General features: G+C 43.1%; 18 protein-coding genes. 16 read left to right on the top strand and 2 right to left on the bottom strand.

Annotation, left to right across the window (positions count from 1 at the left end; translation table 11 throughout):
* Positions 1–90: 90 nt before the first annotated feature.
* The 5 genes from LG336_RS26310 to fabZ all read left to right on the top strand — a co-directional run bounded on the left by LG336_RS26310 (position 91) and on the right by fabZ (position 4,170).
* Positions 91–744, top strand: coding sequence for a PolC-type DNA polymerase III (locus tag LG336_RS26310; RefSeq protein ID WP_404330427.1), 654 nt, complete (start codon positions 91–93; stop codon positions 742–744).
* A gap of 334 nt (positions 745–1,078) precedes the next feature.
* Positions 1,079–1,351 carry a sporulation transcriptional regulator SpoIIID gene (gene spoIIID, locus LG336_RS26305; protein ID WP_046522783.1) on the top strand — a complete coding sequence of 91 codons (273 nt, stop codon included), beginning with the start codon at positions 1,079–1,081 and terminating at the stop codon, positions 1,349–1,351.
* A 641-nt stretch (positions 1,352–1,992) separates the two neighbouring features.
* Complete coding sequence (locus LG336_RS26300; RefSeq protein WP_404330426.1) at positions 1,993–2,994, top strand: rod shape-determining protein; 1,002 nt, start codon at positions 1,993–1,995, stop codon at positions 2,992–2,994.
* Positions 2,995–3,379: 385 nt separating this feature from the next.
* Entirely contained in the window at positions 3,380–3,649 is a 270-nt protein-coding gene (locus tag LG336_RS26295) for a DNA-directed RNA polymerase subunit beta (RefSeq protein ID WP_404330425.1), read from the top strand.
* Between the two features lie 98 nt (positions 3,650–3,747).
* Positions 3,748–4,170: a 3-hydroxyacyl-ACP dehydratase FabZ gene (fabZ, locus tag LG336_RS26290; RefSeq protein WP_404330424.1), complete on the top strand. Its 423-nt coding sequence runs from the start codon at positions 3,748–3,750 to the stop codon at positions 4,168–4,170.
* A 94-nt stretch (positions 4,171–4,264) separates the two neighbouring features.
* Here the strand turns inward: fabZ and LG336_RS26285 are convergent, their stop codons facing one another.
* Positions 4,265–4,573: a DUF3221 domain-containing protein gene (locus LG336_RS26285; RefSeq protein WP_404330423.1), complete on the bottom strand. Its 309-nt coding sequence runs from the start codon at positions 4,571–4,573 to the stop codon at positions 4,265–4,267.
* A 362-nt stretch (positions 4,574–4,935) separates the two neighbouring features.
* Here LG336_RS26285 and LG336_RS26280 point away from each other — a divergent pair, with 362 nt between their 5' ends.
* Positions 4,936–5,349 carry a hypothetical protein gene (locus tag LG336_RS26280; RefSeq protein ID WP_404330422.1) on the top strand — a complete coding sequence of 138 codons (414 nt, stop codon included), beginning with the start codon at positions 4,936–4,938 and terminating at the stop codon, positions 5,347–5,349.
* A 63-nt stretch (positions 5,350–5,412) separates the two neighbouring features.
* Here the strand turns inward: LG336_RS26280 and LG336_RS26275 are convergent, their stop codons facing one another.
* Positions 5,413–5,847 carry a YwpF family protein gene (locus LG336_RS26275; RefSeq protein WP_404330421.1) on the bottom strand — a complete coding sequence of 145 codons (435 nt, stop codon included), beginning with the start codon at positions 5,845–5,847 and terminating at the stop codon, positions 5,413–5,415.
* 257 nt (positions 5,848–6,104) lie between these two features.
* Between LG336_RS26275 and ssb the strand changes: the two genes are divergently transcribed.
* From ssb to LG336_RS26225, 10 genes are all read left to right on the top strand, one after another.
* Positions 6,105–6,491: a single-stranded DNA-binding protein gene (ssb, locus tag LG336_RS26270; protein ID WP_404330420.1), complete on the top strand. Its 387-nt coding sequence runs from the start codon at positions 6,105–6,107 to the stop codon at positions 6,489–6,491.
* The gene (locus tag LG336_RS26265; RefSeq protein WP_404330419.1) at positions 6,472–6,675 is read left to right on the top strand and encodes a hypothetical protein; all 204 of its coding nucleotides are present in this window, start codon (positions 6,472–6,474) and stop codon (positions 6,673–6,675) included. Before ssb ends, LG336_RS26265 begins: the two co-directional genes overlap by 20 nt.
* Positions 6,676–6,921: 246 nt before the next feature.
* Positions 6,922–7,350 carry a VOC family protein gene (locus tag LG336_RS26260; protein ID WP_404330418.1) on the top strand — a complete coding sequence of 143 codons (429 nt, stop codon included), beginning with the start codon at positions 6,922–6,924 and terminating at the stop codon, positions 7,348–7,350.
* A 20-nt stretch (positions 7,351–7,370) separates the two neighbouring features.
* A complete protein-coding gene (locus LG336_RS26255) occupies positions 7,371–8,228 on the top strand; it encodes an MBL fold metallo-hydrolase (protein ID WP_404330417.1) in 858 nt (285 codons plus the stop codon).
* An 88-nt stretch (positions 8,229–8,316) separates the two neighbouring features.
* Positions 8,317–9,855, top strand: a complete 1,539-nt coding sequence (locus LG336_RS26250) for a BCCT family transporter (RefSeq protein WP_404330416.1) — start codon at positions 8,317–8,319, stop codon at positions 9,853–9,855.
* Positions 9,856–9,956: 101 nt separating this feature from the next.
* Positions 9,957–10,430 carry a DUF2062 domain-containing protein gene (locus LG336_RS26245; RefSeq protein ID WP_404330415.1) on the top strand — a complete coding sequence of 158 codons (474 nt, stop codon included), beginning with the start codon at positions 9,957–9,959 and terminating at the stop codon, positions 10,428–10,430.
* 134 nt (positions 10,431–10,564) lie between these two features.
* The gene (locus LG336_RS26240; RefSeq protein ID WP_404330414.1) at positions 10,565–11,029 is read left to right on the top strand and encodes an NUDIX hydrolase; all 465 of its coding nucleotides are present in this window, start codon (positions 10,565–10,567) and stop codon (positions 11,027–11,029) included.
* Positions 11,030–11,294: 265 nt separating this feature from the next.
* Positions 11,295–12,293 (top strand): D-cysteine desulfhydrase, encoded by a 999-nt coding sequence (locus LG336_RS26235; RefSeq protein WP_404330413.1) that lies wholly within the window; start codon positions 11,295–11,297, stop codon positions 12,291–12,293.
* Positions 12,294–12,377: 84 nt separating this feature from the next.
* Positions 12,378–13,049 carry a YdeI/OmpD-associated family protein gene (locus LG336_RS26230; RefSeq protein WP_404330412.1) on the top strand — a complete coding sequence of 224 codons (672 nt, stop codon included), beginning with the start codon at positions 12,378–12,380 and terminating at the stop codon, positions 13,047–13,049.
* Positions 13,050–13,117: 68 nt separating this feature from the next.
* Positions 13,118–13,834, top strand: coding sequence for a sulfite exporter TauE/SafE family protein (locus tag LG336_RS26225; protein WP_404330411.1), 717 nt, complete (start codon positions 13,118–13,120; stop codon positions 13,832–13,834).
* The last annotated feature ends 151 nt before the right edge of the window (positions 13,835–13,985 follow it).

Raw genomic sequence — 13,985 nt, 5'->3', positions numbered from 1 at the left:
AAGCACTCTAATCCCAGTACTAGAATAATCCCAAGTCCTAGTATTAAAAAAAGCAAAAAAGGGCTAGCCCCCCATATAGAGGAGGTCTCGATGATATTTCGTAAAAAAGCAATTGCGTGTCCGATTTCATTTCAGTCTATGCCTCTATCGACGCCGATTGAGGATTTAACGTTTATCGTCTTTGATACGGAGACAACAGGCTTCAATGTTGGTGCAGATGATCGATTGATTGAGATCGGGGCTGTACCGATACGAGGGTTAAAAGTAGTCGAGGAAGATATTTTCCAGACTTATGTGAACCCAAAACGACAAATTTCTCAGGAAATAATCGAACTAACATCGATTACACAGGAAAAAGTCGAAAGAGCACCGGAGGCATTGCAAGCAATTGAAGACTTTTTTTACTATATAAAAAAGCGAGAAGCCGTTTCTTTAGTGGGGCATTATGTTAGCTTTGATAGCCTAGTGTTTACCAACGAGTTAAAGCGAGCAAAATGCTCGTTAAAAGGACTGCAAACCCTAGATACGCTCGATTTAATTGGGTATATTGCTCCGTCTTACGATATGCGCGATCTTGAACGATACGCAAGGGCGTTCGGTACGAGAATGTACGAACGCCATAGTGCCATCGGGGACGCTCTAACTACCGCATTTCTTTTCACTGAACTTCTCCATCTGTTTAGAATTAGAGGCGGCAATACCTGGGGAGAGTTGATTCAGTCAGTAAGTAAAAGTGGGACATAGAGAAAACCACCCTAAAAATCACAAAAATAATTAAATTTTCTGAAAAAATACAGGTTTCCTCGTCCTTATTGTGTTTTTCGTGCATATTCCTTTATCCAAGCTAATAGAATGGTTACAAACCTGTCAAAGAGAGTGTTTGAGGTGAGGAGTCGTTTGCAGAATATGGGGATTTAGCCGGAGTCATGATTATTTCCAGTAATGTCTAGAAGGCCAGGCCTTCTTGCCGCACAGTTTTTTTAAAATCAAAAGCAGGTTTGTGCGGTTACAGTATACTATGAGGAAAAGCGAGTCTCATTTCACACTTCTCACATCCAATTTAGGGAGGGCGAGTGGTGTGCACGATTACATCAAAGAGAGAACCATCAAGATTGGAAAGTATATCGTGGAGACGAAAAAAACGGTTCGCGTAATCGCGAAGGAGTTTGGCGTATCCAAAAGTACAGTCCATAAAGACTTGACGGAAAGACTGCCTGAGATCAACCCGGAACTTGCGAATGAAGTAAAAGAAATTCTCGATTATCATAAATCGATTCGGCACTTAAGGGGTGGCGAAGCAACAAAATTAAAGTACCGAAAAGAAGAAAGGGAAGGTGAGCCCGTAAAATAACCTTTCTGTCTCCAATCGATGATGCTTTTCAATTTTTATTTTAAAATGCAAAGGAGAATATGGCATGTCCGGAGGATTCAACTGGGCAGGACAAAAGGCGAGTTGCCCTCTAGGCAGTCGCCTTTTTGTGTGCCCGAAAAACGGATAAACCTTTATCAAGTGGAGATGAATAAAACAGAATGAGTTTTGAATACCGTAAATCATCCAAGGTCCCGTAACCAAATTCGCAAAAGGCTGTTTTCGTAAAGAGTGTTGTTAAAATTGTAAAAATCTTAAAACCGTTTTTACTACCTAAAGCCGATTTTAACGCAAGATAAGCCATTTCGTACGTTATAGGCAGTTTGCACGCTCTTTCCTCATAATTAAAAGGCTACTTTGTAGTGAAACAAAGCTTAATCCAACCTATTTTGTATCCAAGAGCAACAAAGTTTGAGAAAAGAGCTTTGCAAAAAGTGTCGATTTTCTTCGATTATTGTTACACTTAATGCTATAGGTGTGGTAAAATTGAAAATTAGGTGAATATGGATCGAAGGTAGTGGCCGCGCGTCTGTTTAAAGATAAAGAAATCCTTGTCTAGTTGTTGGTAGAGGTGAGGATGAACCAGCCGCAGCCAGCCATTTGTCAAGGAGGTTAAGATAAGAATGTTAGCAAGGGATATTGGAATTGACCTTGGTACAGCGAATGTGTTGATACACGTTAAAGGCCGTGGGATTGTATTAAATGAGCCGTCTGTAGTGGCAATTGATAAAAATACAAACAGAGTTTTAGCAGTCGGTGAAGAAGCGCGTCAGATGGTAGGGCGTACACCAGGAAACATCGTTGCGATTCGTCCGTTGAAGGATGGGGTTATTGCAGATTTTGATGTAACAGAAGCGATGCTAAAGCACTTTATTAACAAATTAAACGTAAAAGGTCTGCTTTCTAAGCCACGCATTTTGATTTGCTGCCCAACGAATATTACAAGCGTTGAGCAAAAGGCAATCAAAGAAGCGGCAGAGAAAAGTGGCGGCAAGAAAATATATCTTGAAGAAGAACCAAAGGTAGCGGCAATCGGTGCCGGAATGGACATCTTCCAACCTAGTGGGAATATGGTCGTTGACATTGGTGGCGGAACGACGGATGTAGCTGTGCTTTCAATGGGCGACATCGTAACATCTTCTTCCATTAAAATGGCTGGGGACAAGTTTGACGCTGAAATTTTAAATTATATTAAGCGTGAGTACAAGCTGTTGATTGGTGAGCGTACAGCTGAAAACATTAAAGTCAATATTGGGACTTGCTTCCCAGGCTCCCGTAGTGAGGAAATGGATATTCGTGGTCGTGACATGGTGTCCGGCTTACCAAGAACGATTACCGTTCGTTCGGAAGAAATCGAAGGGGCACTTAGAGAATCCGTGGCCGTGATTGTTCACGCAGCAAAAACGGTTCTGGAAAGAACGCCACCTGAGCTTTCTGCTGATATTATTGACCGTGGAGTCATTTTAACCGGCGGTGGCGCTTTGCTTCATGGCATTGATACTCTCCTCGCTGAAGAGTTAAAAGTACCTGTACTTGTTGCTGAGCAACCAATGGAGTGCGTAGCACTAGGCACAGGCATCATGCTTGATAACCTGGATAAAATCAGTCGTAGAAAGATTGTTTAATTTCGAAAAAACTATGGTTCAGAAGAGCTGAGCCATGGTTTTTTTCTCTTTTTCGAAGGCTCTTTTCTCAAACTTTGTTCCTCTTGGATACAAAATAGGATGGATGAAGCTTGTTCCCCTGCAAAATAGCTTTTTACTTAGGAGAACAGAGCTTGCAAACATACTATAACGTATAAACCCTCTTACCTTGCGTTAAAAACGGCCTTAGGTAGTAAAAATCGGTTTTTACAATTCTAACAACAATCTTTACGAAGGTGGCCTTTTAACAAGAAAAATTGCAAATTTCTACAATTTACTAATGATTCTTGTTGCATTTTTTTTTATAATAGGGGATAGTGAAAAATAATAATACTCTGAATGAACTCTTTAAAAGGGGAAGAGCAGAATGGCAATGAATGGCAAACAAGCAGTATTAACGCGAGAACAAGTGAAAAAGGAGAAGGTAAAGGAGCAGAGTCAAGAACGCCAAAAAGTTCGCGTTCGAGTGCGCCTTATTCCAATCTGGCTTCGGATTCTAGTGGTCATTGCATTATTTGCTCTTAGCATTGGGCTCGGTGCAGCGGTGGGCTATGGTGTACTAGGAAATGGCGAACCGATGGACGTCTTTGAAAAATCAACCTGGACTCATGTTTTGGACTTAGTCGAGAAGAATTAGATAAATTTTAAAAGGAAGGGAGAATTCCCTTCCTTTTTGTATGCCTCTTTTAGTACAATGGGTTAATAACCTAATATTAGTAGGAGGTCCTAATTGAAATGTTAGATATAAACGAAATCAAAGAAATTATTCCCCATCGATATCCATTTTTATTAATTGATAAAATCATTGAGGTAGAGGACGGAAAGCGCGCAATCGGCTTGAAAAATGTGACTGCAAATGAAGAGTTTTTTAACGGTCATTTTCCTGACTACCCTGTTATGCCAGGTGTTCTAATTGTTGAAGCTCTTGCTCAAGTAGGAGCGGTAGCGATGCTAAAACCTGAGGCGAACCGTGGAAAGCTTGCGTTTTTCGCAGGAATAGACAACTGTCGCTTTAAAAAACAGGTCAAGCCTGGCGATCAACTCCGCCTTGAGGTCGAAATGATCAAAGTTCGCGGACCAATGGGCAAAGGCAAAGGAATCGCTACGGTCGACGGAGAAGTCGTTTGTGAAACGGAGATTATGTTTGCGCTAAAATAGAAGCTCAGAGGGTAACCTCAATGCTTTTTTTAGAAGCTAAGGGACGGTTTTCTTGCCTCCATCCTTGTATGGAGGCAGAAGGACCGTCTTTTGTCTATTCTAAAACTTCAACTTTCAACCCTCGTGTCTGTGGCGGATAGGATTCGCGAATATGGTCATACCAAACCTTTACCGTCTGTCCTTCTTCAATATCAGCTAAAAACTTGCCGTCTTCAACCTCAACGCTGATCTTATCTGAAATCTTCTGTGACTCTCCAATTAATTCAAGAAAAAGCCCATTTCCAGTTTTTTCAATGATTTTGCCTTCGAGAATTTTTTCATCAGATATCCCATCCATAATATCAGGATTACCACAACCGAGGAGAATAAGTGCAGCCATCAAAATAATGGTTCTTTTTAACATAAAAATCACCTCAAGGCGTTTCTATTGCTTCTGCTTGCATGGATGCAGAAGACCATTCCTATGCTTACTTGTAAAGAGATTAAAAAGTACAAAAGTTTCAACTGAAAGAATTGTCTAGCTCCAGCGCCCTATCGGCTAGTGTCCTTCGCTCTCCGCCCTACGATAAGTCAACATCGAATCGCTAACGCTCTTCGTGTTTCCTTTATCTCAGTTGGAGCGCTCCAGGCCATACGCCGCTGAACAGGGCGCTTCCGCTTTTCTTATAATATTTTCCTGCAAGTTCTCATCTGCACTCGGGCAATATAACAACAGGCCCTTGCTGGTCACCTTGTAACAAACATCAAAGGAAAGGGGTTAATTAAATGAATAACAAGCTGTTGAAAGTAATCGGGGGTTCTGCCCTTACTGCTATGCTACTTGCTGGATGTGGAGCAAACGATAATGACCCGCCTCCAAATGATGGTGGAGGGACAGATGACGGTACGACTGAGATCAACGATTTAAATCGTAACGATCGTGACAACCGTATCTTTAACAACAACCGTAATACTGGTGACAATGATATGTTTGACAATAATCGCAGAGATAACAATAACCTAAACAACTACAACAACAATGGCAACAATGGAGCTGGGTTGTTCAACGATAATAACAGAAGAAACAATGATACCAACACTGATAACGATGGGGATATGTTTAGAGACCTAAACACTCGTGACGAAGAAGGTCTTGAGGATAGACTAGACCTTGAAGATCGCGACAACCGTGACCGTTAATTAAGGGCTAGGGATCATCAGAGGGTCAAACTAGCAAGAGCAGGGATGCTGTCCCTGCTCTTTTTACACTTTTTTAGGCAAAAGAATTCGTGGTCGAGCAATGATCTTCCTTCTAAATTCAGATAATAGTGCGTCACCAGAAAGCCCTTGGTCAATCAAATGCTCGAGAAGCATAGCTGGATAATCATTTTGTATTTTTGTCAGATTTCCCATCAGTAGGATGCTGGCATAGCCATTCACTCTACTCACACTGCAAACCTTGGATTTAAAAGCAGCAGGATCATTTTCTTTCTTCGTAATGACAACTTGCACGATAATATCACTTTGGTCGGAGCAGGCCTCTTCAAAATATTTAACATACTTTTCTTCCACAAATACTTCAATCAGCCAAGTGCCGCTATCATCTTCTTTGTTGATGATCAATCCTTCAGTGAATTCAATATCCGTTAATTGTTCTTTATCGGCAATTTGCATGGAGATTAGCCTGAATGATTTCATGTGCGCCCTCCTATCCTTACTTTTAGGAAAATTATAACATACTGTGAAAAAGGATTGCGAATCCCTCTTTTGTCGAAAATTCTTTCAAGAGCTGTTGAAAAATTTATATAAAAAATGTTTCGTCATTCAAATCGCAATTTTCTAGCAACAATTAAGGCAGTGTGGAGGGTTTTGTCGTATTTTAAAACATTTTGTGGATTTTACGGTAATTTCATTCGGGGGTAAGATGAAATTATCCAAAAGAAAGGAGAGAGCAAATGATCAATCAGGTCATTCTAGTAGGGCGGTTGACACGTGATCCCGAACTGAAACACACCAGTGATGGACGAGCATACACCAATGTCACCATAGCCGTGACCCGCCAATTTCGAAATGCAAACGGTGAGCTTGACACAGACTTTGTCCAATGCATCCTCTGGAGAAAAACCGCAGAAAATACAGCCCTCTATTGCCGAAAAGGCTCCGTTATTGGCGTAACAGGTAGGATTCAAACCCGCTCTTATGAAAATCAAGAAAAAAAGCGAGTTTACGTCACCGAAGTCATGGCCGAACATGTCCAATTTCTTAGCAGAAAAACAACCGAAAACCGAGCACCACAATCACCAGAAGTGGAGGTCATGCCGATTGAACCGGTCCCATTCTGAGTTGGATGGATTGGAAAAGCTTCTTGAAAGTCTCATCAAAATGGTAGGCAAAACGAATGAAAAGGTAGATGGACTGTCCAGACGAGTCCATCAGCTCGAAGTAGCCGCGAGCGAGCAATCCTTTCCAAAGGTCTATTCTTTTATCGCGGACGCAACCAAGCCTGAAGAATTGGAAAAAGCATGACCCTCCCAATTCTTCAACCATCATTACGCTAATAGAGAAAATCAAACCCTATCTCCAATATCCCCCTCATTTAGCCGGCTAAGAAATTAGCCGGTGTTTTTTTGACCCGACACGAACGCGGCGGGACAGGGGGACAGGTTCATTGTCCCAGCTGGGACAATGAACCTGTCCCCCTGTCCCTTTTAAAGGGAAAAACCTACAACATGGAGAATGTATGGATAGAACTTTTTTAGGAGGGGTAGGACAATGGGAACGGTAATTGTAAGGGTAGGGACTATCTACATCCCTGTGAGTGATGTGGCTTCTTCGGCAAAGTGGTATGTAGAGAAGCTGGAAGCTTGGGTAAGCTATCAAGATGAAGACAAGGCGATCGTGAATTTTGCCAACCTGAGCTTCTTTTTAGTAAAAGCCGCTGAAAATCAGAGTGCTAACTTCATTGATAGACATGGAAAAGAGAGGTTTTCGGTAACCTTTGAGGTCGATGGGATGCAGGCTTTATTGTCCTTACATCAAGAATTGACTGAAAAAGGAGTACAGGTAGGGGAAATCGAAGACAGAGGACATCCAGGCAAAAATTTTGTTTTTTATGATATTAATGGCAATATATTTGATGTATGGAGCGTGGGACAAGGGGACAGGTTCACTGTCCCAGAGAGGGACACGTTGTCCCCGTAATTTGGAAAAGGGGATGTAAGATGCAAACAATTGAAAAGATAGGCGAACGTTTTTGGTACCAGACACCTGTTTCGGAGACCGACCGTCCAATACTTGGAATGGTGGTAGGAAACGAGAAAACGCTAATGATTGATGCCGGAAATTCAGAAGCACATGCTAAATATTTTTTAGATGAATTGGCAAGCAGGCAGGTCCCTAAACCTGATATTCTTGCGTTAACCCACTGGCACTGGGATCACATCTTTGGACTGCCAGCATTAGGAGGAATCATTTCGTTAGCCTATACAGAAACGAAAGAGGCAATGGAAAAACTCATTTCGCTCTCATGGTCGGATGAGGCGTTGGATGAGCGGGTAGAAGCAGGAACAGAGATTGAATTTTGTGCGGCGGCCATAAAAAAGGAGTTCCCTCATGAGCGGAACATTACCATCGCTCTGCCAACGATGACCTTTGAGGGGCGAATGGAAATCGACCTTGGCGGCGTGACCTGCATTCTGCAGCATGTCGGCGGTGGCCATGCATCCGACTCTGTGGTGATCTACATAAAAGAAGAAAAGATTCTCTTCTTAGGGGATTGCATTTATGCTGACATTTTTTCACCCAAAACAAACTATCCGATTCAAAAGACTCGGGATTTATTGAACCAGTTAGAGGCGTTTGAAGCAGAAACCTATGTCCTCTCCCATTCGGGAACATTATCGAAGGAAAAATACCAAAAAGAAGTTGCCTTACTAAGGACGATGGCGAGCTTGACCGAAGAATTTAAAGGCGACTCAGTAAAAATAAAGCAAGCGTATGAAGGAAATCTAGGACGTGAACTGACTGAAAATGAGCTTGAAACAATGCAATACTTTGTGAATGGGACGCAGGGACAATGAACCTGTCCCCATGTCTTCACATGGTTTCTATGTTTTCGGGAAATATAACCTTGTAATCATTTAAATCTACAACAGGGAGATGGCGTATGTGAGCAAGGTGTCAAATGTCTTTTGGATTTCCCTCGCGTTTGCGAGTGTATTTGTCATATGGGGTGTCGTCGCTCCGGTTCAGTTAGGCGAAATGATGAGTGTAGCGAAGGCTTTCTTTTTAGAAACGTTCGGTTGGTTTTATCAATTAGCAGCGACCTTTTTTCTGCTGTTTGCACTCTTCTTGATTTTTAGCAAATATGGAAAAATAAAATTAGGAAAAGATGATGATAAGCCACAGTTTAAGCGGCCAACTTGGTTTGCGATGCTGTTTAGTGCCGGCATGGGGATTGGGTTGTTGTTTTATGGTGTATCCGAACCGATTTCCCACTTTGCGCTCCCTCCAGTGGGGGAAGGTGGAACCTCAGAAGCAGCTACAACGGCGCTTCGCTATACGTATTTGCATTGGGGGTTTCATGCATGGGCGATTTACTCGGTGATCGCGCTGGTGTTAGCTTACTATAAGTTTAGAAAAGACGAGCCGGGGTTAATGAGTGTGACCCTTATCCCCCTCATCGGAGATCGTGCAAAGGGCCCAATCGGAACGACGGTTGATGTTGTGGCTGTTTTCGCGACGATTTTTGGGGTTGCTGCTTCGCTTGGATTAGGGGCAGCCCAAATTAATGGAGGATTAAACTATGTGGCAGGTGTACCGAATAATTTTACCGTGCAGTTAATCATTATTGCGGTGGTTACAGTGTTGTTTATTCTCTCGGCTAGCACAGGTCTACAAAAGGGAATTAAGTATTTAAGCAATGCCAATCTTGTGCTTGCTGTTATCCTTCTGTTTACCTTTTTATTTGTCGGTCCAACCGGGTTCGTACTGGATCTATTTGTCACGACATTAGGAAGCTATGTTCAAAATCTACCTAGTATGGGATTGCGATTAGCACCTTTTAATCAGGAGCGGGCGACTTGGATTCAAGACTGGACAATCTTTTATTGGGCATGGTGGATTGCCTGGGCGCCTTTTGTTGGAACGTTTATTGCGCGGGTGTCAAAGGGAAGGACCGTTCGGGAGTTTATGATTGCCGTACTGGTGATTCCGACCTTGGTTTGTGCCTTTTGGTTCGGTGTTTTTGGGGGAACCGCCATCTACTTTGACTTTTTCCAAGGAGCGAATATCGCGGGTGAAAACCTCGAAACGGCCTTGTTTGCGGTGTTTGATCTGCTTCCGCTATCTGGGGTATTAGTGGTGGTAACGTTGATTCTAATTTCTACGTTTTTCGTTACGTCAGCAGACTCCGCGACCTTTGTACTGGGGATGCAAACCACTAGAGGGGATATGGATCCACCGAATTTTGTTAAAATTACGTGGGGACTGTTTTTATCTGCGTCGGCTGTGGTTCTCATGCTCTCAGGCGGACTAGATGCCATGCAAACGGCCATCATCGTCAGTGCCTTTCCACTGACCTTCGTCCTCATTGGGATGTCCTTTGCCGTGTTAAAAGACTTCCGAAAAGAAGTCCCAGCCGTGTCCGCTGCTGAAAAGAAAAAGCGTAAAGCACCAAAACGCGAAGAAGAGCCAGACCCAATTTAGGGGACAGGTTCCTTACCCAGTGTGGGACAAGGAACCTGTCCCCTTGTCCCTTTCTCTGGTAAAATAAAAGGTAAAACTAGTCAAATGTTAGGAGTCTTGAATTGAAACTGAAGCGTCGCACTCGATATTATCTTCTTCGATTCTCTCGTCTAAAGGCAAGCCCCCATCAGGTTGCATTAGGCTTTACGTTAGGCTTTATCCCAAATTGGTTTCCGACATTTGGCCTCGGTCCGATCCTCTCGGTGGGGATTGCCAAATTAGCAAAAGTGAATGTCTTCGCTGCTGTAATGGGGGGAATCATTGGGACCCCACTTTGGCCAGTGTTATTTTTGTTAAATTATCGGGTCGGCGGACTGTTCCAGGATAACCCAAGTAAGGTAGAGGAGATTGTAGAAGTGGAGTACATAGAAGCAGTAAACGATACCGTAGGAAGCATCCAATCAGGTAGCCTACAATTTTTAACAGGAGCTTTCATCAACATTTTGCTTTCCTCCATGGTACTTTACCTCCTTGTTTTTATGATTTTTAAAATATACCGTAGGAAACAAGGAGACCGTTCTTCATTTCCATGTTAGGTGGTATTTGTCCAGTTCACCGTACGAGTTTATACATAAAATAAAGGGAGGGACACAGGGACAGGTTCATTGTCCCAGCGTGGGACAATGAACCTGTCCCTGTGTCCCCAGATAAAAAAGTTTGGGGTGAGGGATTGGGTTACATTGAGGATTTACGAATAATAGTGGGCCATCGGCCGTTAATTTTAGTGGGTGCGGTAACGGTCATCATCGATGAGGCAGGTCGAATTTTATTGGAGCAACGGAGGTTTCCGAAAGAGACATGGGGACTTCCAGGCGGTCTAATGGAGCTCGGGGAATCGACAGAAGAGGTGGCTAAGCGTGAGGTTTTGGAAGAGACAGGGTTAACGGTGAAGGACTTAAAGCTAATCAACGTGTACTCAGGGGCAAATCACTTTGTCAAGGCAGAAAACGGGGACGAGTTTTACGTTGTGACCGTGGCTTATTATACCGAGTGCTTTGAGGGAAAAGTAAAAGTAAATGAGAAAGAGTCCATTTCGTTTGAGTTTTTTGAACCAGAAAAGTTCCCTACAAAAATGGTGAAAAGTCATAAAGCGATTATCGACGAGTATTTAATGAAGCATGATAAACAAGGTTAAGTAGAAAACCCCTGGCACCAACCCGGGGTTTTTCCATTTTCTAGTTTCATTTTGCTATACTAGACAAGGGGACAGGTTCCTTGTCCCTAGAAAAATAAACTAACAAGTAAGAACAAGGGGACAGGTTCCTCGTCCCTAGAAAATTAAACTAACAAGTAAGACAAGGGGACAGGTTCCTTGTCCCTAAAAACTTAAACTTACAAGCGGAATATCAGCAGGCTAATATCAATCAAAAAAATAGTGCGATATACAAAGGGGATATAGCATGAACTTAGCACAATTTCCGAGGCGTCGGTATACACCAGGGTTTACGCCAATCGAATATTTGCCTCATTTTACGAAGGCGCTTGGCGGGCCATCGATTTATTTTAAAAGGGATGATCAGCTTGGTTTGACCGGAGGCGGCAATAAAACACGCAAGTTGGAGTTTCTCGTTGCCGATGCTCTAAAAAAAGGGGCAGACACCATCATTACTTGTGGGGCAATTCAATCGAATCATTGTCGTTTGACGCTTTCCGCAGCCGTGAAAGAGGATATGAAATGCATTCTTGTGTTGGAGGAGGGCGTCACGCCGAATATGGACCCGGATTTTAACGGCAATTATTTTCTCTATCATCTGCTTGGGGCAGAGGAGATCAAGATTGTCCCGCATGGAACAGATTTGAACAAGGAAATGCAGAAGATTGCGGCACAGCTAAAAGAAGAAGGACGTCAGCCGTACATGATTCCCGTTGGCGGCAGCAATTTTATCGGGGCAAAGGGATATGTATCCTGTGCCCATGAAATTCTCGCTCAAACCTTTGAGCAGGAGATTAATCTAAGTGCGGTCGTTTGTGTGAGCGGAAGCGGAGGGATGCATGCCGGATTGGTCACTGGTCTGCAGGGGCTGCAAAGCAATATTCCCGTCATTGGCATCAATGTGAGTCGTGGAAAGCCCGAGCAAGAAGAGAAAGTGTTTAAGCTTGTCAATGAAACATCGGCGCATATTGGCATTCCGAACCCCGTTCAGCGGGAAGCCATCACTTGCTTTGAAGAATACGTCGGCCCAGGCTATGCCGAGCCTACCCCGGAAATGGTCGAAGCCGTGCAGCTCGTGGCCAAAACAGAAGGGATTTTGCTTGACCCCGTTTATACCGGCAAAGCCGTAGCAGGCATGATGGACCTAATCCGCAAAGGCATCTTTAAAAAAGAAGATTCCCTGTTATTCATCCATTCCGGCGGATCGCCATCGCTTTATGCAAATACAGAGTTATTTCGGGACTAAGGGACAGGTTCATTGTCCCAGGGTGGGACAATGAACCTGTCCCCTTGTCCCTATCCCCTTGTCCCTAAGAAAGGAGCAAATGAAGTGAATTCTCAAAAGACGGTGATTGAAAAACTGAACCTGGCGAAATACCCATCAAAGGTAATTCTCAATATCCCTGACGATGTCGAGGACTTTAATGAACTTGACTATGATGTTGAGGTGAAGAAGGAGCAATATGATCTCATCTTTGCTTTTATTTTTACTATGGAAGAATATGAGCAACACCTGAAGCAAGTTGTCGATAAGAACCTTTTAAAAGAAAATGGGTATTTGTACTTTGCCTACCCGAAAAAAGGGAACAAAAAGTATGACCAGTACATAGAGCGTGATACCATCTATACCGAAAAGTATTACAATGAAGAACGCTATATTCATGGCAGTCAGTTGAAGTTTGCACGAATGGCCAGCTTTAATGATGTTTTTACGGTCATCGGCATTAAGGTGCAACCGGAGAAAAAGAAGAAGACGACGTCAACGAAGGCGAGCCAATGTGTGGATGATTATATTGAGCATATTGAAGACCTGAAGAAACACTTCGCCGACAAAGAGGAAACCTTAAAAATTTACAATGAGTTAACCTATGGCTACCAAAAGGATTGGGCCCGCTACGTTTATAGTGCAAAACGACAAGCAACGCAAGAAAAGCGGTTAGCTGATATGGAATCCGTCCTCGCAGCCGGTTATAAAACGATGGATCTGTATAGACAGAGATAGGGACAAGGGGACAGGTTCATTGTCCCAGCGAGGACACGGAACCCTCGTTCCTCGGAGGTGGGGAGAGTATGGAGATTGTGTTGTTCGGGCTAATCATCTTAGTGGCCTCAATCCTACAAACGAGTACAGGTTTTGGGTTTTCCATACTGGCTACGCCCTTTCTATTATTGTTATTTGAGCCTGCTGAAGCGATTCAAATCAACTTAGTTTTGTCTCTCGTCATTTCATCGGCACTTCTTTCTAAAATTAAAAAGGACATCGAGCGAACGATTTTAAAAAGATTTATCATAGGGGGGATGGTCGGTCTTCCAGGCGGTATCATCGTTTTTATGTTTACCGAAACCACCAAGTTGAAGCTTGGAATTAGTGTACTGCTCTTGGCCTTAACGGTATTGTTGATGCTACAGTTTCGCATCAAGCAAACACAGAAGAGAGACTTGGTGATAGGCGGAATTTCAGGATCCCTGACCACCAGCATCGGAATGCCTGGACCACCGATTTTGCTCTATTTTTCCGGAACAGATACACCAAAAGAAAGATTAAGAGGCACGACGCTAGCATTTTATTTGTTTATCTATTTCGTAAGCCTAGTCATTCAAGTGGGGTTTGCCGGAACGAATGCGACAGTCTGGGTTTCCAGTGCTATGGCTCTACCATTAGTGATTATAGGCTTGATACTAGGACAACGAATCTTTCATAAAATCAACCAGAAAATGTTCACCGTCTTTACGTATATCATTCTGCTATTTACCGGAATCTATTTGTTGGTAGAGAGCTGGATTTAGTTCAAGAGGTTACTAGACATCAATTATGGGTGTGGGGTAGGTTTTTCTGTGTGTAGGTAATTTGTACTTGATGGAGCCTGTTTTTTGCAGCTACTCTATCATTTGGTCATCATGAGAGCTTCATGGAGCCCGTTTATCGATAGTGCACACG

It is taken from the genome of Mesobacillus maritimus, from assembly GCF_044803185.1.
GTDB classification, from domain to species: domain Bacteria; phylum Bacillota; class Bacilli; order Bacillales; family Cytobacillaceae; genus Mesobacillus_B; species Mesobacillus_B maritimus_B.
This window is presented reverse-complemented; position numbering and strand designations above follow the sequence as displayed.